This is a genomic window from Hymenobacter tenuis (genome assembly GCF_054780495.1).
This window is the reverse complement of record NZ_BAAGWF010000007.1, coordinates 1-22,230: the sequence shown is the minus strand read 5'-3', so window position 1 is coordinate 22,230 and position 22,230 is coordinate 1. Positions and strand designations below refer to the sequence as shown.

General features: G+C 66.1%; 14 protein-coding genes. 1 reads left to right on the top strand and 13 read right to left on the bottom strand.

Annotation, left to right across the window (positions count from 1 at the left end):
- Window positions 1–8 precede the first annotated feature (8 nt).
- The 9 genes from ACYVGU_RS19840 to ACYVGU_RS19800 form a co-directional block, all read right to left on the bottom strand.
- The gene (locus ACYVGU_RS19840) at window positions 9–1,451 is read right to left on the bottom strand and encodes an outer membrane factor lipoprotein domain-containing protein (protein ID WP_460623525.1); all 1,443 of its coding nucleotides are present in this window, start codon (window positions 1,449–1,451) and stop codon (window positions 9–11) included.
- 55 nt (window positions 1,452–1,506) lie between these two features.
- Window positions 1,507–4,680 carry an efflux RND transporter permease subunit gene (locus ACYVGU_RS19835; protein ID WP_460623524.1) on the bottom strand — a complete coding sequence of 1,058 codons (3,174 nt, stop codon included), beginning with the start codon at window positions 4,678–4,680 and terminating at the stop codon, window positions 1,507–1,509.
- Between the two features lie 85 nt (window positions 4,681–4,765).
- A complete protein-coding gene (locus tag ACYVGU_RS19830; RefSeq protein ID WP_460623523.1) occupies window positions 4,766–5,935 on the bottom strand; it encodes an efflux RND transporter periplasmic adaptor subunit in 1,170 nt (389 codons plus the stop codon).
- A gap of 23 nt (window positions 5,936–5,958) precedes the next feature.
- Entirely contained in the window at window positions 5,959–6,240 is a 282-nt protein-coding gene (locus tag ACYVGU_RS19825) for a hypothetical protein (protein WP_460623521.1), read from the bottom strand.
- 169 nt (window positions 6,241–6,409) lie between these two features.
- On the bottom strand, window positions 6,410–7,792 hold the full coding sequence (locus ACYVGU_RS19820; protein WP_460623520.1) for a HAMP domain-containing sensor histidine kinase: 1,383 nt from the start codon (window positions 7,790–7,792) through the stop codon (window positions 6,410–6,412).
- Window positions 7,793–7,808: 16 nt separating this feature from the next.
- Window positions 7,809–8,483, bottom strand: a complete 675-nt coding sequence (locus tag ACYVGU_RS19815) for a response regulator transcription factor (protein ID WP_460623519.1) — start codon at window positions 8,481–8,483, stop codon at window positions 7,809–7,811.
- A gap of 131 nt (window positions 8,484–8,614) precedes the next feature.
- A complete protein-coding gene (gene uraH / locus ACYVGU_RS19810; RefSeq protein WP_460615344.1) occupies window positions 8,615–9,031 on the bottom strand; it encodes a hydroxyisourate hydrolase in 417 nt (138 codons plus the stop codon).
- Between the two features lie 64 nt (window positions 9,032–9,095).
- Complete coding sequence (locus ACYVGU_RS19805; protein WP_460623518.1) at window positions 9,096–9,680, bottom strand: heme-binding protein; 585 nt, start codon at window positions 9,678–9,680, stop codon at window positions 9,096–9,098.
- A 240-nt stretch (window positions 9,681–9,920) separates the two neighbouring features.
- Entirely contained in the window at window positions 9,921–11,669 is a 1,749-nt protein-coding gene (locus ACYVGU_RS19800) for a sensor histidine kinase (protein ID WP_460623517.1), read from the bottom strand.
- A 425-nt stretch (window positions 11,670–12,094) separates the two neighbouring features.
- Here ACYVGU_RS19800 and ACYVGU_RS19795 point away from each other — a divergent pair, with 425 nt between their 5' ends.
- The gene (locus ACYVGU_RS19795) at window positions 12,095–12,454 is read left to right on the top strand and encodes a hypothetical protein (protein WP_460623515.1); all 360 of its coding nucleotides are present in this window, start codon (window positions 12,095–12,097) and stop codon (window positions 12,452–12,454) included.
- A 177-nt stretch (window positions 12,455–12,631) separates the two neighbouring features.
- Here the strand turns inward: ACYVGU_RS19795 and treF are convergent, their stop codons facing one another.
- The 4 genes from treF to ACYVGU_RS19775 all read right to left on the bottom strand — a co-directional run bounded on the left by treF (window position 12,632) and on the right by ACYVGU_RS19775 (window position 21,181).
- Window positions 12,632–14,209, bottom strand: coding sequence for an alpha,alpha-trehalase TreF (gene treF / locus ACYVGU_RS19790; RefSeq protein WP_460623514.1), 1,578 nt, complete (start codon window positions 14,207–14,209; stop codon window positions 12,632–12,634).
- A 99-nt stretch (window positions 14,210–14,308) separates the two neighbouring features.
- Window positions 14,309–16,396 carry a glycoside hydrolase family 65 protein gene (locus ACYVGU_RS19785; protein WP_460623513.1) on the bottom strand — a complete coding sequence of 696 codons (2,088 nt, stop codon included), beginning with the start codon at window positions 16,394–16,396 and terminating at the stop codon, window positions 14,309–14,311.
- A 155-nt stretch (window positions 16,397–16,551) separates the two neighbouring features.
- Window positions 16,552–18,117 carry a RagB/SusD family nutrient uptake outer membrane protein gene (locus tag ACYVGU_RS19780; protein ID WP_460623511.1) on the bottom strand — a complete coding sequence of 522 codons (1,566 nt, stop codon included), beginning with the start codon at window positions 18,115–18,117 and terminating at the stop codon, window positions 16,552–16,554.
- A 19-nt stretch (window positions 18,118–18,136) separates the two neighbouring features.
- A complete protein-coding gene (locus ACYVGU_RS19775; protein WP_460623509.1) occupies window positions 18,137–21,181 on the bottom strand; it encodes a SusC/RagA family TonB-linked outer membrane protein in 3,045 nt (1,014 codons plus the stop codon).
- Window positions 21,182–22,230: the final 1,049 nt, after the last annotated feature.

Here is a 22,230-nt window from a genome sequence, read left to right as displayed (position 1 = left end):
CGCGCCCCTTACTGCCAGCCGCCGCCCAGGGCGCGGTACAGGTTCACACCCTGCAGCAGCTGGGCACGGCGCGCCTCGGCCAGGCTTAGCTCGGCTTCCAGCACGCTGCGCTGGGCCGTAATAACTTCCAGGTAGGTGGCGTAGCCGGCCACAAACAACTCGTTGGACGTGGCCACCGCCCCGGTGAGCAGGGTTACTTCCCGCTGGCGGGCAGCGGCGGCGGCGCGGTAGTTGTCCAGGCCCTGCAGCCCGTTTACCACCTCGCGAAAGCCGGTTTGCAGGGCCTGCTGGTAGCGGTAGTACTGCTCGAAGCTGCCGGCCACGGCCAGCCGGTAGTCGGCCTTGAACTGCGCGCGGTTCAGCAGCGGGCCGGTTAAACCGGCCAGGGCCCCGTAGGCCAGGGAGGCGGGATCAAACAGCACCCCGGCCCGGTAGGACGTAAACCCGGCGTAGGGCGTCAGGGTGAGGGCGGGCAGAAAGGCCGCGCGGGCGGCCGCTACATCGGCGCGGGACGCCTGCAGCTCCAGCTCGGCCTGGCGCACGTCGGGGCGGCGCAGCAGGGCGCTGGAGGGCACCCCCACGCGCAGGCCCTCGGGCAGCACCTGGCTTGGTAGCGGCCGGCCCCGGGTGATGGGCCGGGCGTAGCGCCCCAGCAGCTGGTTCAGGCCGGTTTCGGCTTCCGTCACCTGCTGGCGGGCTTCGTGGCCCAGGCTTTCGGTGCGCGCAACCTGGGCGGCAAACTGCTGCACGGCTAGCTCAGTAGCCCGGCCGGCCTGCTTTTGAATGCGCATCAGGCGCAGGGCCTCCCGCTGCAGGGCGGTGTTGCGTTCCAGCACGGCCAGCTGATTGTCGGCCGTCAGCAGCTCGTAATAGAGCCGGGCCACCTCCGCCACCACGGTGGTGGTGACCAGGTGGCGGCCCTGCTCGGAGGCCAGCACCCGCAGGTACGCCGCCTGGCGGCGGCTGCGCAGCTTGCCCCACAGGTCTACTTCCCAGGCGCTGCGCAACCCCACAAAAAACTCGGGCGTCACCGGTCCGGGAATGCGCTGCGGCCCGTCGATGTTGGGCGAGAGGTTGGTGTCGAAGTTGCCCACGCCGTTGAGCGTGTAGCGGCCGTAGCGGTCGCCCCCGGCCGAGGCGGCGGTCGACACGCTGGGCAGCAGGGCGCCCCGCCGGACCAGGTACTGGGCCCGAGCGCCCTCCACGCGCTGCAGGGCCACCTGCAGGTCCAGGTTTTGCCGCAGGGCCGTATCGATAAGGGCCGTCAGGGCCGGATCCGGGAAAAACTGCCGCCAGGGCTGCGCCCCGGCGTGGAGCGTGTCCGTTCCTGCCGTCGCCTTGGGGAAGGCGGCGGGCAGGGAAGGTCCGGCGGTGGGCCCGGTGGGGGCGGCCACCCGGCAGCCGGTGCTGAGCAGTAGGGAGCTGACTATAAGCAGGGGAAAGAGGCGCATACACAAGGTTGAATGGTGATGGATAAGCGGGCGACGGTGGCAATCAGGCGCTAGCCTAATGCGCCACGAGCTCTGCTTCCCGCCCGACCTCCACTTCGGCTGGTTTATCCTCCGCCAGGTTTTTCACTTTCTCAAGCGAGGCAAAGAGCACGTACAACCCCGGGATGAGCACCATACCGAACAGGGTGCCGACGAGCATGCCGCCGGCCGCCGCCGTGCCAATGGAGCGGTTACCCAGGGCCCCAGCCCCGCTGGCCATCACCAGCGGCAGCAGGCCCGCGATAAAGGCGAACGAAGTCATCAGGATGGGCCGCAGGCGCGACACGGCTCCTTCCACGGCCGCGGCCAGCACCGTAGCCCCGGCCCGGCGGCGCTGCTCGGCAAACTCGATGATGAGGATGGCGTTTTTGCCCAGCAAACCCACCAGCATGACCAGGGCCACCTGGGCGTAGATGTTGTTTTCCAGGCCCAGCAGCTTAAGGCTGAGAAAGGCCCCGAAGATGCCCGTGGGCAAGCTCAGCAGCACGGGCAACGGCAGCAGCAGGCTTTCGTACTGGGCCGCCAGCAGCAGGTACACGAAGAGCAGCACCACGCCGAACACGTACAGGGCCTGGTCCCCGCTCAGGATCTGCTCGCGGGTCATGCCACTCCACTCGTAGTCGTAGCCGCGGGGCAGCTGCTGGGCCGCCACGCGTTCAATGGCCTGGATAGCGTCGCCGGAGGAGTAGCCAGGGGCGGCGTCGCCGCTGAGTAGGGCCGAGGTATACATGTTGTAGCGCGTGAGCTGGTCGGGGCCGAACACGCGCTCCAGCTTCACGAAGGTGGAGAAGGGCACCATCTCGCCCCGGTCATTTTTCACGTGCAGGGCCAGCAGGTCGTCGGGGCGCCCGCGGTACTCGGGGCCGGCCTGCACCATGACCTTGTACATCTGCCCGAAACGAATGAAGTTGGAGGCGTAGTAGCTGCCCATCAGCGTCTGCAGCGTGCTCATGGCCCGCTCGATGGTTACGCCCTTCTTGGCGGCCATGTCCTGGTCGACGTGGATCAGGTACTGGGGGAAGTTGGGGTCGAAGCTGGTGAAGGCCCCGCCGATGGCCGGGTCCTGGCGCAGGGCCGCCAGGAAGGTCTGCGCTACCTCCGCCGTTTGCTGCAGGTTGCCTGTGCCTGACTTGTCGAGCAGGCGCAGCTCAAAGCCGCTGCTGTTGCCGAAGCCCGGCACCGTGGGCGGGGGCAGAAACTGGATGTCCGCGTCGGCGATGTTCTTGGTTTTCTCCTCGAGCTCGGCAATGAACTCGGGCACCGACTGCTGGCGCTGATCCCAGGGCTTGAGGTTAATCATGCCCATGCCGTAGCTGGAGCCCGCCACCTCGTTGACGAGGCTGTAGCCGGCCAGGGTCGAGACCGACTCCACGGGCTTGAGCTGCTGGGCGATGCGCTGCACCTGGGCCAGCACGGCCTCGGTGCGCTCCACGGTGGCGCCGGCCGGCGTGGTCACGTTGATGTAGACCATGCCCTGGTCCTCGGTCGGGATAAAGCCCGCGGGCAGCACGCGGCTCACGCCCCAGGTGGCCACGCAGAAGCCCGCCAGCACCACGAGCGTCACCAGCCGCCGCCCGGCCACGGCCGAGAGCAGCTTCTGGTAGCGGCCGGCTAGCGCCTCATAGCGGCGGTTAAAGCCGGCAAAGAAACGGCCCAGCAGGCCCTTGGGCTCCGCGCCCGCCTCGTGCTTGAGCAGCAGGGCGCACAGGGCCGGCGTCAGGGTCACGGCGTTGATGCCCGAAATCACGATGGCGATGGCCAGCGTCAGCGAAAACTGCCGGTAGAATACCCCCACCGGCCCGTCCATAAAGGACACCGGGATAAACACGGCCGACATAACCAGCGTGATGGCCACCAGCGAGGAGCTGATTTCATCCATGGCCTCGAAGGTGGCCGCCCGGGCCGGTAAGTGCTTTTCCTGCATCTTGGCGTGCACGGCCTCTACCACCACGATGGCGTTGTCGACCACGATGCCGATGGCCAGCACCAGGGCGAAGAGCGTGAGCAGGTTGATGGAAAAACCCAGCACCTGCATGAAAAACAGGGTCCCCACCAGGGCCACCGGCACGGCCAGGGCCGGAATCAGCGTCGAGCGCCAGTCCTGCAAAAACAGGTACACGATGACGAACACCAGCAAAAACGCCTCGACCAGCGTGCGCAGCACCTCGTGAATGCTCGCGTCCAGGAAGCGCGACACGTCGTAGGCGATGCTGTACTTCATGCCGGGCGGGAAGCTGGTGGCCTGCAGCTCGGCCATGCGCGTTTTCACGTTAGCAATCACCTCGGAGGCGTTGGAGCCGGGGCGCTGCTTGAGCATGATGGCGGCCGAGGGCCGGCCGTCTTCCTTGGAGGACATGCCGTAGGTAAGCGAGCCGAACTCCACGTCGGCCACCTCGCGCAGGCGCAGCACCGAGCCATCGGCGTTGGCCCGCACCACCAGGTTGCGGTACTGCTCGGGCTCGAACAGCTTGCCGGTGTAGCGCAGCACGTACTGCAGGGGGTGGGTGCGGTCGGCGCCCGAGCTTTCGCCCGATTTGCCGGGGGCCGCCTCCACGTTCTGGTCCCGGATGGCCTGCACGATTTCCTCGGTGCCCACGTCGTAGGCCGCCAGGCGGTCGGGCTTGAGCCACACCCGCATGGAGTACTCGCGCGAGCCCATGATTTCGGCGAAGCCCACGCCGTCGATGCGCTTAAGCTCCTGGAGCACGTTGATGTCGGCGAAGTTGTAAATAAACTTCTCGCCCGCGGCCTTATCCTCACTAGTGATGTTGAGGTAAAGCAGCATGGAGTTCACTTCCTTCTCCGTGGTTACGCCGGCCTTGATCACTTCTTCGGGCAGCTCGTCGAGAATGGTGGTCACGCGGTTCTGCACGCCCACGGCGGCCAGGTCCGGGTCGGTGCCCACCTTGAAGAAGACGGTGATCAGCGTCACGCCGTTGTTGGAGCTCACCGAGTTCATGTACGTCATGCCCGGCACGCCGTTGATGGCGCGCTCCAGCGGGGTGGCCACGGCCTTGGCGCACACCTCGGCGTTGGCGCCGGTGTACTTGGCCGTCACGGTCACCGAGGGCGGCACAATGTCGGGAAACTGCGTGATGGGCAGGGTGAACAGGGCCAGCGCGCCCAGCAGCACCAGAAACACCGAAATAACCAGCGAGAGAATGGGCCGGCGAATAAAGATATGGAACATGGGCACGGGAAGGGCGCCCCGCAGCGGGGGCGGCCGGGGGAGGTGAAAGGTTGGGAAAGCGAGCGCGCGGGGTCTGGGAGCCGGCCTACGGGGCGGCCGGGCCCGCGCTGAGCACAACGGGGCGGGGGTGGATGCGCTGCCCGTCTTTCAGGCCCGCCACGCCCTCGTATACCACCCGCTCCCCGGCCTGCAGGCCGTCCTTCACCACGTAGAAGTCCCCGGTGCGGGCCCGGGGCTTGAAGTTGCGCTGGTGCACCGCCCCGGTGGAGTCGACCACGTACACGTAGTTCTGGTCCTGAATCTCGAAGACCGCCTTTTGCGGCAGCAGCAGGGCCGCGGGCAGGGTCGTAGTCAGCCGGATCCGGCCCGAAGCCCCGTGCTTGAGCAGGCGCTGGGGGTTGGGGAAGCGCGCCCGGAAGGCCAGCGAGCCGGTGTTGGGGTTAAACTCGCTTTCCGTGGTTTCAATCCGGCCCGCCGACGGGTACACCGTGCCGTCCGCCAGCGTCAGCTGCACGGAGTCGGAGTGGTGGGTGGGGTGGCGCTGCCGGGCCTTGACGTACTGCAGGTATTCGCTTTCGCCCACGTTGAAGTAGGCGTACACCTCGTGCAGATCCGACACGGTAGTAAGCAGGGTGCCTTCCTCCACCACACTGCCCTTCTTCAGGGGGATGCGGTCGATGATGCCGTCAAAGGGAGCCCGCACCAGCGTATAGCTTAAGCGCAGGCGGGCAGCGGCCTCCCCGGCGCGGGCGTCGGCTACCCGGGCGTCGGCGTCCCGCACCTTGCTGGTGGCCAGGGCCAGCTCCGTGGGGGCAATAATGCTTTTGGCGACCAGCAGCTGCACCCGCTCCTGCTCCACGCGGGCCGCCTGAGCCTGGGCCTGGGCGCTGGCCACGGCGGCCTGGGCCTGGCGCAGCTGGTTTTGGTAGACGCTGGCCCGCAGCCGGAACAGGGGCTGGCCCTGGCGGACGGGCCGCCCCTCGTCCACGTAAATGTGCTCCAGGAAGCCCGCGACCTGGGCCCGCACTTCCACGTTGCGCACGGCCTGCACATCGGCTACGTAGTCGTGAAAAAGCTCCTGCTCGCTGGGGCGCAGGGTTACGACGGGCAGCTCGGCCGGGGCCGGGGGCTGGGCCGGGTTTTTGCCATCGGCCGAGCAGCCGCTGATTCCCGTGGCCAGCACCAGGGCCAGCAGGGTGCTACCCCACGGCCCGCGGCGCCGCAGCGCCCCCGGGGTTTTCCGTACTGAATCCATGCGCGGTGTCAAAAGTATCGAGCTCATTTAGAGGTTGAAAAAGCGGCTTGTTGTTCGGCCAGGGCCGGCCCGCCCCCGCGCCGCACCAGCAGGCTATCCTGCTGCAGGCGCTGCTGCTGGCACTGGGCCAGCAGGCGCTGCGTCAGGTGCAGGTCGGCGGTGGTGGCGGCCAGTTCGTCGTCGTCCGCGGGCCAGGCTTCGGGCCGGGAGCTCAGCAGCACCCCGTTCAGGCCCAACGACAGCAGCAGGGCCCCGCCCAGCAGTAGGGCCAGCAGATTGGTCGGCGGGGGAGAGGCAGAAGTCATCAGCGGGACGGCGGCAGGGCCAAAGGAAACATGCCACAAAGGAGGCGCGCCGGCATTAGAACGAGATGAGAACGGCATTAGAAAACATGAAAACCGCCTTCCCCGCCCGGATACCGGGGGGTGGGGAAGGCGGTCTGCGCTTTGCCGGGGGCGGGTAGCGGGGACGGACTTACAGGGGGGCCGCCGGCAGCAGGAGCGTGGCCGTCGTGCCCTGGCCGGGGGCGGAGGTGATTTCCAGGCGCCCGCCGTGGCGCTGCACCACGCGCTGGGTTAGGGGCAAACCCAGGCCGTAGCCGGGGCGGCCCAGCGCGCCCGAGGCCCGGTACAGGGGCTCGTAGATCAGGCGCAGCTCCTCGGGCGCCAGGCCCGGGCCGGCATCCGTGATGCGCACGCGCAGGGTGGCGGTGCCGGCGTAGGCCAGCTCCGTGCGCACGGGCCCGCTGGAATATTTGCCGGCGTTGTCGAGCAGGTTGAGCAGGGCCGTCAGCAGCAGCTCCGCGTTGCCGGGCAGCGTGAACAGGTCGCCGTCGGTTTCTGTAGGAAAGTCCCCGAAGGTAAGGCGCCATTCGCGGCCGGGGTACTGGGCGCGGGCCACTTCCAGGGCCTGGTTTAGGCACTCGTCCAGCCGCACGGGAGCAAAGGCGGGCAAGGCGCCGTCGGCCTTGGCCAGGTTCAGCAGCCCGTTGGTAAGGGCGCTCAGGTGGCGGGCCGCCGCTAGGCTCTGAACCAGGCTTTGGCGGGCTTCGGGCAGGGTGGCGTCGTACTCCAGGGCCGTTTCCAGGGTGCCGGTAAGGGTCGTGAGCGGGGTGCGCAGCTCGTGGGAGGCGTGGGCCAGAAAGCTTTTCTGGCCCTCAAAGGCCTGCTCCAGGCCGGCCAGCATGGTGTTAAAGGCCTGGGCCAGCTGGGCCAGTTCGTCGCGCCCGTTGCCTTCGGACAGGCGGCGGCCCAGGTTGGTGGCCGAAATCCGCCCCGCCTGCCGGGTGATGCGCGCCACCGGCTGCAGGGCCGAGCCGGCAAAAAACCACCCGGCCAGGATGGTGAGCACCAGCGCCCCCACGTTGCCCAGGGCCAGCAGCAGCCCCAGCTGCCGCAGCTGGGCCCAGCCCACCCGGTCCTCGGCCGACACAAAAATGCGGTAAAGCGCCCCCCCGGGCTGCTGGGCGTACACCAGCCCGATGGACTCGCGGTGCCCCACGGCCGGGTACACCGCCATGCGGCCCGGCTGCAGGCCCGGGAGCCGGGCGCGGTTTACTTGCTGGTCGATGTGGTCGGCGCTGCTGTAGCGCAGCGTGTTATCGGGGGCGTAGATACTGATTTCCTCCCGGGGCAGGGTCAGCAGGTCCCCGCGCCGCAGGCTGCCGAGCATGCCCGTTTCCAGCTTGTGGGTGCGCACCAGCAGGCGCCCGGCCAGCAAACCGCTGTTGCCCAGGCGCAGCTCAAAGCGCTGGGCCCGCATGGAGGCGTTGAAGTAGTAGATAAAGGCGGAAAAGCCGACCTGGATGCCCAGCACCAGGAGCGTAAAGCGCAGCATCAGCTTATTGCGGATCAACATGGGGCGTCGCCGGGGGTTACTGCTCGCGCATGACGTAGCCCATGCCCACCACCGTATGAATCAGCTTGGGGGAAAACCCGCGGTCGACTTTCTTGCGCAGGTAGCTGACGTACACGTCGATAACGTTAGTGGTGGTGTCGAAATCCAGCTCCCAGACCCGCTCGGCAATATCCACCCGCGAGACGATGCGCCCCTGATTCAGCAGCAGGTGCTCCAGCAGCGAGTACTCGCGGGTAGTCAGGTCGATGCGCTGGCCGGCGCGGGAAACGGTTTTCGCGTCCAGGTTCAGCTCCAGGTCGGCCAGGCGCAGCAGCTGGGGCGTGCCGGTTTCGGCGTAGCGCGTGGTCAGGGCGCGGGCCCGCAGCAGCAGCTCCCGGAAGGCAAAGGGCTTGGCCAGGTAGTCGTCGGCCCCGGCCTCAAAGCCCGCTTCCTTGTCGGCCAGGCTGTCGAGCGCCGTGAGCAGCAGCACCGGCACGCGGCGGCGCTCCGCCCGGATCAGGCGGCAGAGCTCCACGCCGTTGAGGTAGGGCAGGTTCACGTCCAGAATCACCAGGTCGTAGGGCTGCTGCCCGTACAGGGACCAGCCCGTGCGGCCGTCGTAGGCAATGGTCAGCTCGTAGCCTTCGTGCTCGAAGCCTTTCTTGATAAACGAGGCCACCTGGGGCTCATCCTCAACCAGCAGAATTTTCATGCGCGCAACTAAAAACAACGGGCCCGCCAAGCCAAGGGGCGGCCCGGCCGCCGCAAGCTACTACCCCGGCGCGGAATGCCCGCCCCGACCGCCAAGGTTTAGGCCCGGCCGGGGCCGGGAAGGAGGACACCTCAGCTGCCGCGGTAAGTGGAGTAGCCGTAGGCCGAGAGGGTGATGGGCACGTGGTAGTGGGCGCCGTCCTTGAGCTCAAATACCACGTCGATGTAGGGGTAAAATGAGGCCAGCTGCCGGGCGGCGAAGTAGGGCTGGGTCAGGAATGTGAGCTTGTAGAGGCCGGGGTGCCCGGCGGGGGCCCCGGCGCGGGGCAGAAAGTCGCCGATGCGACCCGCTGCATCGGTTTTCTTTTCGGCCACCGGGCGCCAGGCTTTTTGGGCGGCATCGTACTTTTCCAACCGCACGGTCACCCCCGGGGCGGGGGCCCCGGCACTGATATCCAGAATGTGGGTACTGAGCTGGTAGGCGGGCGGGGATTGGGCCAGGCCCAGCAGGGGCAGCAACCCAAGCAGGCAAACAAGAAGGGTTTTCACAAGAGCAGCAAGTAAAAGTAAAAAAGCGGTTGGGGGGGGAGATTGGGCCCGGCAGGAAGCTGACCTAGGGCAGGCTAAGGCCGGCTTCCGGCAGGGCCGCCGCGCGGGCCAGCTCATCGTCGTTTTCCGGGCCGCCGCCCCCGGCTACTCCCACGGCGCCGATTACCTGCCCCTGGTAGAGCAGGGGGCGCCCCCCACCCAGTAACAGTAACTCGGGCAGGCTGCGGAGGTTTTCCGTGTCGGGGCTCCGACGGGCGCGGCGGCCCAGCTGCAGGGTGGTCGTTTTGGTGGACAACGCGGTAAAGGCCTTGCGGCGGGCGGCTTCGGTGTTGTGCGGGCCGACCCCGTCGCCCTGGGCGAGCAGGATGGTTTGCCCCCCGGCATCCACGACGGCAACCGAAACCTGCTGGTGGAGCGTGGCGGCGGCGGCCCGCACCTGCTCGGCCATGATCAGCGCGGCCCGCAGCGTAAGCCGGGACGCCGGCAGCACGTAGGAGGCCGCGGGGGCGGGACTTTGGGCCCCGGCCCCGGTCGGGGCCAGCAGGGCCCCGACCGGTAGCAGCAGCCACCCCATCGCTTCTAGACGGAGCCGCCGGGTGGGCGCGCCCCCGGCCGGGAGCCGCGCCGGTAGCCAACACAGAATCTTCATCGGAGAAAAAGAAAGAAAAAGTACGCCGCCCGCTGCGCGGCCAGGAGAAAAGCGCTGGCCCTGGAGCCAGTGCGGGTGGTACCGGGGAAAAAGTAAGCACCCGGGGCCGGCAGCGAAATCCGAACCGCGTGGTACGGCCGTGCGGCTTCCGCAACAAAGCTGGGCCGGGGACATTAAAACCGTATTACAACGGTATTAGAAAACATTAGCGGTGGTCGGATTGCCGCGGCCCGCTTCTGCTCAGGTCCCGGCTAGCGGCGCGGTGGGCAGGGTAATCGTGAAAGTTGAGCCCACGCCCGGCTGGCTTAGCACCGCAATGGTGCCCCCGGCGTTTTCGGCCAGGCGCTTGACCATGTACAGGCCAATGCCGGACCCTTCCACGTGGTCGTGCAGGCGGTGAAACATGCCAAACAGCTTGCCCTGCTGGTCTGCACTAAGGCCCAGGCCGTTGTCCTGCACCTCCAGCACGATGGCGGTCGCGGTGCTGCGGCAGCGCAGCTGCACGACGGGCGGCAGGTCGGGCCGCTGGTACTTAATGGCGTTGCTGAGCAGATTGTACACGATGCAGCGCAGATTCTTCGGGGCAAAGCGAATCCGGGGGCAGGCCGTGATCTCCACCGTGAGGCGGGCGGCGCTGGCCGCCAGCAAGGAAGCCAGGTCCAGGCGGATATCGTCGATCAGAGAAGCCAGCTCCACGGTTTCAGCCGGCTGGGCCTGGACCCGCTGCAGGCGGGACACGTCGGTGAGCTGGCTAATGGTAAGCTGAAAGCGGTCGACGGCGTGCTGCATGCGTTCCAGCAAGGGGTGCACCCCGGCCGCCCGCTTTACGGGGGCGGGCAACTCTTCCTGCAGCGCGTGCAGCAGGCCTTCCAGGTTGCTGATGGGGGTTTTCAGGTCGTGGGAGGCCGTGTAAATAAATGTATCCAGGTCGGCGTTGGTGCGCAGCAGCAGCTGGTTGGCAGCCGTCAGCTCCGCGTTGGCCTGGGCCAGCTGCTGGCGGGCCAGCACCTGCTCCGTGACGTCGGTGCCAAAGACGGAGATGCCGGCCGGCTGGCCGGCTTCCTCAAACCGGTGGTAGGTGAACGTAAAGTACTGGCGCCTGGCCGGCTGGCCGGGGGCCGGAGCCAGGTCGGCGGGCACTTCCACTCCCACCTGGGGCTCCCCCGTGGCGTACACCCGGTCGAGCAGGGCCACGAAGGCGGGCGTGGCCGCGTCGGGCATAACCTCGGCCAGGGGATATCCCCGGCGCTGGCGGCCGGGAAATATCCGCTCCTGGGCCGCGTTGCAATACTCAAAGCGGTGGTCGGCCCCCCGCAGCAGGGTAAGCAGGGCGGGCGTTTGCTCCAGGACCTGATGAAAGGCTTCGCGCTCGTGCAGCTGCCGCTGGGTGGAAGCCAGCGCGTCGGCCTGCAGGGTTTCATTCAGGTGCCGGGCCAGCACGGCCTCGGTTACGTCGTAGGCAAAAAGGGAGACGCCCACGGTGCAGCCCTCCTCCTGGTAGGCATCGCAGGAAAACGTGAAGTACCGGGTCCGCGCGGCCTGGCCCGCGGCCGGGGCAATGGCCAACGGCGTTTCCACCCCAAAATGGGAAATGCCGGAGCGGTACACCTCGTCGAGCGTGGCGACCAGGCCCAGGGCTACCGCATCGGGGTGCCAGGCGGCCACGGTCCGGCCCCGGGGCATGAGGTGGTCCGGAAACAGCTGATGAAAGGCGGGGTTGCCGTAGTCGAGCTGGTGCGTGGCTCCCCGCAGGATGCACACGGCGGCCTTGGTCCGGCTCAGGAAGCGCTCCAGGCTGGCGCGCTGGTGGCTGGATTCGGTTTGGGCGGCCGCCGCCAGCTGGGCGCTAGCCCGCACCTGCAGTTCCAGATCCTGGTTGCGGGCCTGCAGCACCTGCAGTTGGTGTTGCAGGTCGGCCGGGGTAGCGGAAACTGAGGCGGCGGAAGCCGCGGGAAGGGAGTCGGAAGAACCGACGGGGGAAGTTGACATAGCAGCGCAGAAAGCGCCAGAAAATAACGGGGGCCAGGAAAGCAGCGGCGAAAACTGCGGGCGGGGGCGGAGCCAACCTACCGCGCCCAGGCGGTGGGGGGAGGGCCGGGGGGTGCAAGCCAAGCCGGGCCGCGGCCCGGCGGCCCCGGCACTGGCGTGTACGGGAATAGCTGAACTTTCGCCGCAAACCAGAAAACATCGGGCGGAAAGGAATCCGCTTGCCTTCCCAAAGGGGTTGCCAGCCGCCGAGTGAACAGCGCAGCAAAGCGGGGCCTCCGGCCGGGGTGCAGAGGACGTTCTGCTGTTTGCGGCGCTATTGCGTACTTTAAGGGCCTGCTGCCGGGTTGGGCCGGGAGGGATGAATCTATTTACGCCTTGCCGTTTGCCTTATGCACCACCGTATTGTCTTTTCCTCGGATCACCTGGTGTTGGAGTACGATGTGCTGGCCAACTACCTGCACGCTATCTGGGGACGGGAGCAGACGGGCAGCACGATTCAGGCCGGCTACGAACAGATATTGCTTACGCTGCAACACGAATTCTGCCACCGGCTGCTGGACAATCACCGCGCCATAGAGGGCATCTGGATTGAGGCAGCGGAGTGGGTTAGTCAGGACTGGTATCCACGCGCCCAGCGCGCTGGCCTGCAGGCGCACGCCATCGTGTACGCGGCCGAATTCTTTGGGCGGCGCTCGACGGAGGAAGTGGTGCGCCGTATCGCGGGCGGGGCGGTGGTCGGCTTCGAGGAGGTGGACGTGGCCCGGCGCGCCCTATTGTCCATGTAAGCACGGCGGCGCCCCCATGTCCGACCCGGAAAGGCAGAATGAAGGGGGCGCCGCCGTCATGGCAAGCGGGCGGTAGCCGTATAGGTGTCAGTAGCCCGGCCTTCCGAACTGCTACTAGAGTAAGCCACCCGTGCCATCCGGAGCGCGGCAATGCGGCCAGCGGCTGGGACACCAGCTTTATAGCGCTTTTTCCGGCGTGTACTTGTTCATAAGCTTAAGCAGCACCCCGTTGGTCCAGCCGAAGCCATCCTGGAGGGGGTACTCTCCGCCTCCGGCTTTGGCCTTGGGGTTCACCACGTTGTACTTTTCCATAAGCTTGCCGGTCTGCTGAAACACGTCCTGGTTTAGCTGGATCCACCGCGTGGCCACGGTGCGGGCCAGCGCATCCTGCTGGTAGCGCTCCAGCCCACTGATGGCCAGGTACTGCAGCGGGGCCCAGGCGTTGGGCGAATCCCACTGCTGCCCCCCGCCTTGGCGGGTGGTTACCAGGCCCCCGGGCTGCAGAAAGTCCCGCTGCAGGCCCTTGGCGACGCGCCGGGCCTGGGCCGGGGTGGCAATGCCGAACTCCAGGGGAAACACGCCCGCCAGCGTCCGCTGGGGTGAGCGCAGCTGCTGCCGGAAGTTGTAATCCACAAACCACTCGTTTTTGGCATCCCAGCAGTAAGCCAGAATGGCGTCCTTGCGGCGTTGGGCCTTGGCCAGGTAGGCGCTGGCCTGGGAGGGATTGCCCTGAAGCCGGTAGGTGCTGGCCAGCGACGTTTCCAGGTAATACAGCAGGCAGTTCAGATCAACTGGAATGATGTCGATAGTTTGAATGCTGCCCAGCTTGCCATCGGGCCCGAACCAGCGGGTGCTGAAGTCCCAGCCCGAGGCCGCCGCCGCGCGTACGTTGCGGTAGAACTGGGCCGGGGGCTGGGAGCTGAGCTTGGCCGCGGCCACGTCCTCGGCAAAGGATTCCTCCCGGGGCTGGTCGCTGCTGTCGTAGTAGCGGTTCAGCAGCTCGCCCCGAGGCAGGCGCACCACCCGGTCCCGGGCCTGCCCCGGCTGCAAGCCCTCGGCCCCGGCCATCCAGTAGGCGTACTCGCGCAACAGGTGGGGCTGGTAGCGCAGCACGGCCTGCGGGTCGCCTTCCTGCTGGGCCAGCAGGTCTACCATGCGGGCAAAAAACGGGGGCTGGGAGCGGGTAAGATAGTAGGTGCGGTTGCCATTGGGGATAAAGCCGTAGGTGTCCAGCAGGTAGGCAAAGTTATCGACCATGTTGCGGATGACGGCCGTGCGCTTGCTTTCCGCCAACCCCAGCATGGTAAAGTACGAGTCCCAGTAGTACACTTCCCGAAAGCGCCCCCCCGGCACAATGTAGGGGTGAGGCAGGGGCAGCAGCGAGGAGGCGCCGCGGGCCAGCGTATCGGGCTGGCGCTGCAGCACGGTCCAGAGCGTGTCCAGATGGCGGCGCAGGCCCTCCTCCACCCGGCTGTGGTACGCTCCCCCCACGGCGGGCGGCGCAATAAAGTGGGTGGCCACGAAGGCCTTCAGGTCAAAGCCCGGCGCTTGGTTCTGCTGCTGGTAGGCCAGCAACACGGCGGCCGGCGCCTGCCGGGCGATGGCATCCACGAAGGTTTTGTTGTCGGGGTACACGCGCCCCAGCTGCACGGCTTCAAACAAACCGGGGTAGAGCTGCCGGGGAGAGGGCGGCAGGGACTGGGCAGTGGCGGCCCCCCCGATCAGCAGGAGGACGGCAAAAAAAAGCTGGCGCATGGAAAGGAAAGTAAAGGGTCGGGGCCGGTTCAGGTTTGCCGGCTAAGGGTATACTCCCCCCGGGGGGCCGGGGGTTCGCATCAGCGGGACGGGCCCGGCTTAGCGGCCGTTGGAGTAGGTTTTTCGCTGGGGTCCCACGCCCGTGATCCGGACGGACTGCCAGCCCGCGGGCAGGGTGGTTTTGGTTTGGGTGATGCCGGTGGGGGTGATGTTCAGCCCCCCGAAGCCCATGAGCACGGCCTGGAGCACGCCCCCCGCCCCGGTGGCAAAGTAGGGGTTGGTGCCGCCCTTGGTTTCGGCAATAACCCGGAAGGGCGGCAGCAGGTTGGGCTCGTAGGCATCCTTAAACCACAGCTTGGCTTTGTCGGAGTTGCCGAGGCGGGCGTAGAGCAGGGCGAAAATGGCCTGGGTCATGGCCGGGGTGCCCTCGTTGGGCACGCGGGTTTCGTAGTAGGCCAGGTCCTTCCGGATCTGGGCCGGGGCGGTAATCACGCCGAGCGGATACGCCAGCAGGTTGACGTCGCCCTGCTTGATGCCCTCGCCCTGGTAGGTGGCGTGCTCCCGGGTAACGCCGTCGGCCATTTTCATAATCGGAATGTTCTGGGCCACGTGCAGCCAGTCGGGGTTGGCCCTTAGGCCCAGCAGCTTGGCGGCGGCTGCGGCATTGCGCAGGTTTACCTGGGCGGCGGCATTGGTAAAGGCATCGTTGTCCACGTTTTCCGCCCACTCGTCGGCGGCCACCACATTTTTGATGTCGTAGCGGCCGGGGCCGTTGCGCTCCACCCGGCTAGCCCAGAAGTCGGCCGTGGCCGACAGGATGGGCCAGCCCTTCTCGCGCAGCCAGTCCCGGTCCTGGGTCACGCCGTAGTACTGCCAGGCGGCCAGGGCCACGCAGGCCGAGATGTGGTGCTCAAACGGGCCGCTCAGGGCCCAGACCGGAGTTTCTTCCACGCCGGTATCGGCGCTTTCCCAGGGATACATGGCCCCCTGGTAGCCGTGGGCAAAGGCATTGCGCCGGGCCGGCTCCAGCCGCCGGAAGCGGTACTCGAGCAGGGACTTGGCAATTTCCGGGTGCAGGACCGCCAGCACCGGAAACATCCACACGTCCGTGTCCCAGAACACGTGGCCGTTGTAGCCCAGCCCCGACAGCCCCATGGGCGAGGGCGAGTTGTCGGTCCCGGCCCGCGAAAAGCTGTACAGGTGGTAGAGCATGCTGCGCACGTCCTGCTGGGCCTGGGCATCGCCTTCAATCTGGATATCGCTCCGCCACAGCTCGCCCCAGGCCTTGGTGTGAAAGTCCAGCAAGCGGTCCTTGCCCTCGAGGCGGGCAAAGATGGTCAGGCGCTCGGCCTCGTTCAGCGGGTCGGCGTGGTGGGCCGAGGTGATGGAGGAGCCGGCCACGGCGTAGGAGTAGGTTTGGCCGGCGGGCAGCTTTTTGCTGAACTTCATCAGGTGCATGTTGTTGTCCCACATCTCGTGGATCACCCGCGGCTCCTGGCCGTGGGCCTCGGCAAACAAAAAGCTGTTGGAAGCGCACAGCTGCAGCTTGCCCGTGGGGCTTTGGGCCGAGGACGTGAGCAGGCTGAGCGTGACGTGGGGCCGGTCAATCTCGTTGTAGTAGTTCTGGGCGCCGCGCAGGGCGTCCGGGGTTTCCAGCACGCTGGCCGCCGTCAGGGCCAGGTTTTTTTTAGCCGTGATGGCCACGTCCAGCAGCACGGTAAACGGCAGGTGGCGCAGGGCGTAGTAGGTGTAGCGGATGGTGGCCTTGTCCTGGTAGTCAAAGGTGGTGGTGAGGGCCGCGCGGCGCATGTCCAGCTCCTGGCGGAAGTGGCTGGCATCCGAAGCGGCGAGCCGCCGCCCGTCCACCTCCAGGTACATGTTGAGCAGGTTAAAGCTGTGGAGAAAGTTGCTTACCCGGCCTCGGCCGTACTGGTCGTAGGCCCCAGCCAGCACCACGTTTTTCACCTGGAAGGGCGCCGGCGACGACACAATGCCGATCATGCCGTTGGCCACCGTCACGCCGTAGTAGTTGCTGGGGTCCACCTGCGCAGCGGTCAGGCGCCACGGGTCAGGGGTTTGGGCCAGTGCTGGAAACCACAGTGTCAGAAGCACCAGCGCCAGCGCAGCCGCGCCAGCGCTTCGTTTTCGGGCGGCATTGCAAAGCAACTGGGGGGTAAGTTGGGCCATGGAGCAGGGGTAGTAGGGGTACGGGTGGGGTTGGAGACGAATTAGCACCTAGGGTATAGGAGCCGATGGGGCGGGGTATTCAGGTAGCAGCAAACCGGCCGCTGGCCGCTGCCGAGCAGCAGCAACCAACGGCCGGTTTGGCTAGTGTCGGGGGGCTAGTAACCCGGATTTTGCGTGATGTTGGGGTTTACGTCCACCTGGGTCTGGGGGATGGGGTAGATCAGGCGCTTGGGCTCGCTGACGGGCTTGTCCTTGCGGGCCTGCAGAAACTTGCCAAACCGGATCATGTCCTGGCGCCGCCACGACTCGCTGTAGAGCTCCCGGCCCCGCTCATCCAGCAGGATATCCAGGGTCAGCGCGGGCAGGGCGCTGGCCCCCCGCGAAGGATGGGTGCGCAGGGAGTTGACAATGGCCAGGGGGGTCGCCCCGTAGCTGCCGGCGCTGGTGGCCGTGCCCCCCCGTAGGATGGCCTCGGCCTTCATCAGCAGCACGTCGGCCAGGCGGAAGCTTACGTGGTCGTTTTCGGCCCCGTTGCCCCCGCGGGCCTCGCTTACGTAGTCAACCGGGTATTTGATGGGCCGGATACCCTTGGCTTCCAGGTCGGCCCCGGTTTCAAACAGGTTGATCTCCTGGGTGAAAACCAGCGGGGCCCCGCCCCGGGTAGTCAGCGGGGCATCCGTGGCCAGGTTGTACTGCTGGCCGATCAGAAAGCCCACGTTGATGCGCCGGCTGGGGTTGGCCGGGCCGCCGCTGACGTCGTAGGCCACCCCCCGGCGCTTGTCGCCGGCCTCGAACAGGTTGTAAAACTCCGCCGTAGTCGCCGGGCCGTTGTAGCCGTCCACGGGGCGCATGTTGTAGTGGGACACAAACTTCCACAAGTCGCGCACCGGGCCGCTGTTGCCGTAGGTGTTTTCCTGGGTGAAAATGTTTTCCCGGCCGATGGCCCCGTTGTTGGGCGCGAAGTTGTCAAAGTAGTTGGGCGTAAACGTGTACTTGCCGCTGTTGATGATCTCGTCGGCCAGGCCTACCACCAGGTTCATGTCGGCCGCCGCGAAGGTCGGAGCCGCGCGGTTGGCGTACACGCCCTTGTTAAGGTAGCACTTCATCAGCAGCACCCGGGCCGCGTCCTTGTTGGCCCGGCCGGCGGGGCCCTCGGGGAGGGCGCCCTGGATGGCCGTGATTTCGCTGACGATGTAGTCCAGCGCCTCCGGGCCCTTGCGCACGCGGGCATCCTCGCTCAGGCTTTCGCCGGGTTCCCGGTACAGCACCTGGTCGTAGAGGTCCAGCACCAGGTACATGGCCCAGGCCCGCAGAAACCGGGCTTCGGCCGCCTGCTGGGCGTTGGGCGCGAACCGGAGCAAATCGGTGGAGGCGTAAATAATGCCGTTCAGCTGGGTGTAGGTTTCCCGCACCCGCTCGTTGTTGGCGTCCCAGGTGTGGTTGAACAGCTGCCGCCACTTGCCGTTGTCATCCCAGTCGGGCCCGCGGGTGGGCATGATGCGGGCATCGGTGGACACTTCCTGGAGGGCAAACACGCTTACGTGTCCCTGGATGGGGTCGCGCTGGGAGTTGTACACCCCCTGGAGCAGGGCGGCCGGGTCCCCGCTGGGAATCTGGTTCTGGGTGAGCTGCCCCTCCAGGGACTCGCTCAGCTCGCAGCTGCTGGTTACCTGCAGCAAACCTAACAGGGCAGTTGCGCAGGCAAATTTAAGGTATCTCATAGTGGGAAAGGATTAGCAGTTACAGGGAGAAGTTCACCCCGAAGGTGAAGGTGCGGGCGCTGGGGTAGGGCAGGTAGTCAATGCCGACGGAAGGCACCTGGTTGGCGCCCCGCTTCACGGTATTGATTTCCGGGTCAAACCCGTCATAGCCGGTGAGCACGAACAGGTTCTGCCCCGTCACGTACACCCGGGCTCCCTTCACGAAACTGCCCATGTTGCCCAGGGCGTAGGAAAGCGTGAGGTTGGACATCTTCAGGTAGTCGCCCTTTTCCAGGTAGCGCGTGGACGCCGCCGACGGGTTGCCGGTGGCTTCTTTGATCGGGTTTTCAAACGTGGAGAGGGCAATGTTTTTGCCCGCGCCAATCTGCCCGACGTTGCCCACCGCGTTGAGCGTGTTGTTGTAAATATACTGGCCGAAGACCCCGGTCATGTTGGCGACCAGGGAGAGCTTGCCGTAGCGCGCGTTGGCGCTTAGCCCCAGCAGGGTGCGGGGGTTGGGGCTGCCGGCGTAGCCGATCGGCCCGAATTCATTGGACAGGCCCTGTTCGGTAAGCCCGTTGTACTGGGGCAGGAAAAAGGCGTTGATGGGGTAGCCGTTGCGGATGCTCTGGGAGAGCGCGCCCGACAAGCCCTGCCCGTTGATGGCCCCGGTGGGAATGGCGGCCCCCACCAGGTCCGACACCTCGTTGCGGATAAAGGTGGCATTGGCATTGAAGCCGACCTCGGTTTTCTCGTTGCTCACCAGGGTGGTTCCCAGGCTGAGCTCCACGCCTTTGTTGATGATTTTGCCGTCGAGATTTTCCCAGCGGATGGCGGCGTTGGAGGGCCGGGGCTCCCCGGGCGTGGTGGGAAACAGCAGGTCGGTCGTGGTTTTGTAGAAGTAGTCGGCCGTAAACGTGAGGCGGTTATTGAAGGCCCCGATGTCAAGGCCGGCGTTGAACTGAGCGTCCGACTGCCACTTCAGGTCCGCATTCTCATCGTTGAGCGGGGACTGGGCCCCGTTGTTGTCGAGGCTGTAGCGGAACTGCGCCGCGCCCGCCGGAAACTCCTGGTTGCCCGTGCGCCCGTAGCCGGCCCGCAGCTTCAGCTGGGTGAGCGTCTCGGCCGGGAAGAAGGCTTCCTGGCTCAGGTCCCAGGCCAGGGCAAACGAGGGAAAGTAGCCGACCCGGTTGTTGGGCCCGAACTTGCTGCTTTCGTCGCGGCGCAGGGTGGCAGTCAGCACGTAGCGGTCCTTGAAGTTCACGGTGGCCCGGCCAAAAACCGACTGGAGCTCGGAGGAGGGGTCAACAAAGGACGAGGCCTGGCGGGCCCCCGTGCTCGAGTACTGAATGTAGTTGGTGTAGTCGAGCCCGAAGATGCCGAAGCCCCCCACGTCCGGATTGCCGAACGCATTCACGTTGGCGCCGGAGTTGGCGAAACTCGTGTACTCGTAGCCCAGCAGGGCGTTCAGGTTCAGGTCCGTGGCCACGGGCTTGTTAAAAGTCAGCGTGTGGGCAATTTGCTGGGTAACCAGCTCATTGTTGCTGATGCTGGCAAACCCTTTATTAGCCACATCGGGGAAGTTGATCAGGCGCTGGTCGATAGAGGTGCGCCGCTGACCCGTGTTGTAGTTAACACTGATCAGGCTGCGAAACTCCAGCCAGTCCGTAAACCGGTAGTAGGGCGAGGCGCTGGCCAGAATGGTGGTGACCCGGGAATTGTCATTGTAAAACTCCTGGTTGGCCAGGGGGTTCACCACGTCGCCGGCCTGCACAAACAACGACCCGTCGGGGTTGCGCAGGGGCTGGGTGGGGTTCCACTGCAGGGCCTGGCCGATCAAACTGCCCCGGAAGCCCGCGTCGGTGGTAATCGGAGCCAGCTGCTCCCGAAACTGGCTGGTGGCAATGTTCACGTCCAGGCCCAGCTTCTTGCTTTCCAGAAACTGCAGGTTGGTGGAAAGGTTGGCGCTGTACTTCTTAAAGCCCGTTTTGTCGACGATGCCATCCTGGTCGAGGTAGCCCAGCGAGAGGCGGTAGCGGCCCGTTTCCCCGCCCCCGCTTACGGCCACGTTGTAGTTTTGCAGGTAGCCCGTGCGCAGAATCTCATCCAGGGCGTCGACATCGCCGCCCTTGTCGTTGCTGGCGGCTACGCCATAGTACGTGAGGGCTTCCCGGTACTGGGTGGCATCCAGGAAGTCGGGGCGGCGCAGCAGGGTGGAGAAGCCCCCGGACACGCCGACGCTGAGGGTGGGGGCGCCGGACCGCCCTTTTTTGGTGGTGATCAGCACCACCCCGTAGGCGGCCCGGGCCCCGTAGATGGCCGTGGCCGAGGCATCTTTGAGCACCGTTACCGACTCCACGTCGTCGGGGTTCAAAAAGTTTAGGGGGTTGCTGTCGGCCCCGGCCCCGAAGTCGCCCGCGGCCACCAGGCCCGGCCGGGCCGAGCGCCCGTCGAGCGGCACGCCGTCCACCACGTACAGGGGCTGGCCACTACCGGTCACGGCCGAGTTGCCCCGGATGCGAATCGTGGCCGGCCCCCCGGGCTGGCCACTGTTGTTGCCCACCTGCACCCCGGAGGTGCGGCCCTGAATCAGCTGTTCCGGCGACGTGAACGTACCCTTGTTGAATTCCTTTTCGCCAATGACGGCCACGGCCCCGGTTACGTCCTGCTTGCGCGTGGTGCCGTAGCCGGTTACCACTACTTCGCTCAGCTTCTGGGAGTCCTCCTGCAGGGACACCTGCACCGTCGACTTGCCGGCAACGGCCACCTGCTGGGTGGCGTAGCCAATCGACGAGAAGGACAGCGCCGTCGTACCCTCGGGCACGGTCAGCTGAAAGGAGCCGTCCGCGGCGGTGCTGGTACCCGTGCTGGTGCCGGGCACGATAACCGTGACTCCGGGCAGGCCCGCGGCGTTGGCGTCCACTACCTTGCCCGAAATGGTGCGGGTAGCCTGGGCCTGAGTTAGGAGGGGACAGAGCAGAAACCCGACGGTCAGCACCCGGAGCCAGGTGGCGTGGGTGCCGCCGGCCGCTACGGCGGCCGTGGGACTGCCCAGGGTGTACTGTTTGTACAAGTGGTTGATCATAGGATAAAAGGTAAAAAGTGGGAATTATACAGGGCCGGAATCCGAGAGCCGGGTTTCAGCAACCGCGGCGGAACCGGGAAATCACGAAGGAGCAGGGGCTCGCGGGACTGGGAAGCGCGGCGGAAAGCGCATTGGCGTTCCGGCCCCGAACCGGTGCCGGGAAGGGAGTTAGACCGGGGAAAGCCCCGGAAATGCGCGCGGGGCGTCCCGTTACGGCCCGCAACAGAGTTTAGCGGACGACCGGAAACCGGTAAAGCCAGAATAAAGCGAAGCGAAATAGTGTCATCATCTGGGAATGGTATAAGTACACAGAAAGCTTCTAGAGAGCAGGGCCTAGGGCCGGGCTAGGGGGATGACCGGGCCCGGCTGCCCGCGGCAGCAACCCCAGCATTCCGCACGCGGCTTACCAGTGACCCAGCCATGAGCGTAGCCGGGCGCCGGCCAAATGCAGGAAGCGAAACTTAATCGCCGGGCCAGTGGCACCTGGCGAAGACACGAATTCCATCACTTCCCCGCCGCCCGCCAGGAGGGGACGCCCCGCCCGCCCTGAAGGGGCAGGCAGTAGCCAAACAAGCAGGTAGAACGGTGCTTTCATACGCTTGAGTTGGGGACTAGTCCTCTCTCGAATCCCTGGGTGCAGCCGGGGAAAGAGGAGGTCCTGATAAGATATATTGGTTAATATATGTATTTATTTAACTATAAACTGTTTTTGCTGAACTATTGGGTTTTCCATAGTTCATTTTCTCGTTTTCATTGCACAACAGCGAGCCGGGAAGCGGTCCCGGCTGGATCGCGGGTCGGCTCCCGGGCCCGCGACCAGCTCCGGCCCCGCCGGTAAAAAATACGGCCCTGCGTGGGATGGAGCGGACGGCCACGGGGGCCGCCGTTTCGGTCCGCCACTGGTGCCGGGCAACCCCGCGGCCGTTTCCGTCATCTGGCCGCGGTATCCCTCGTCTGTAGTTTCCGTCAACCGCCTCCCGTTATCCTATGTTCGCTTATCCTCCGTAACGGGGCTTGATGATAAGGAAAAGGGAGGAGTAAGATTCCTC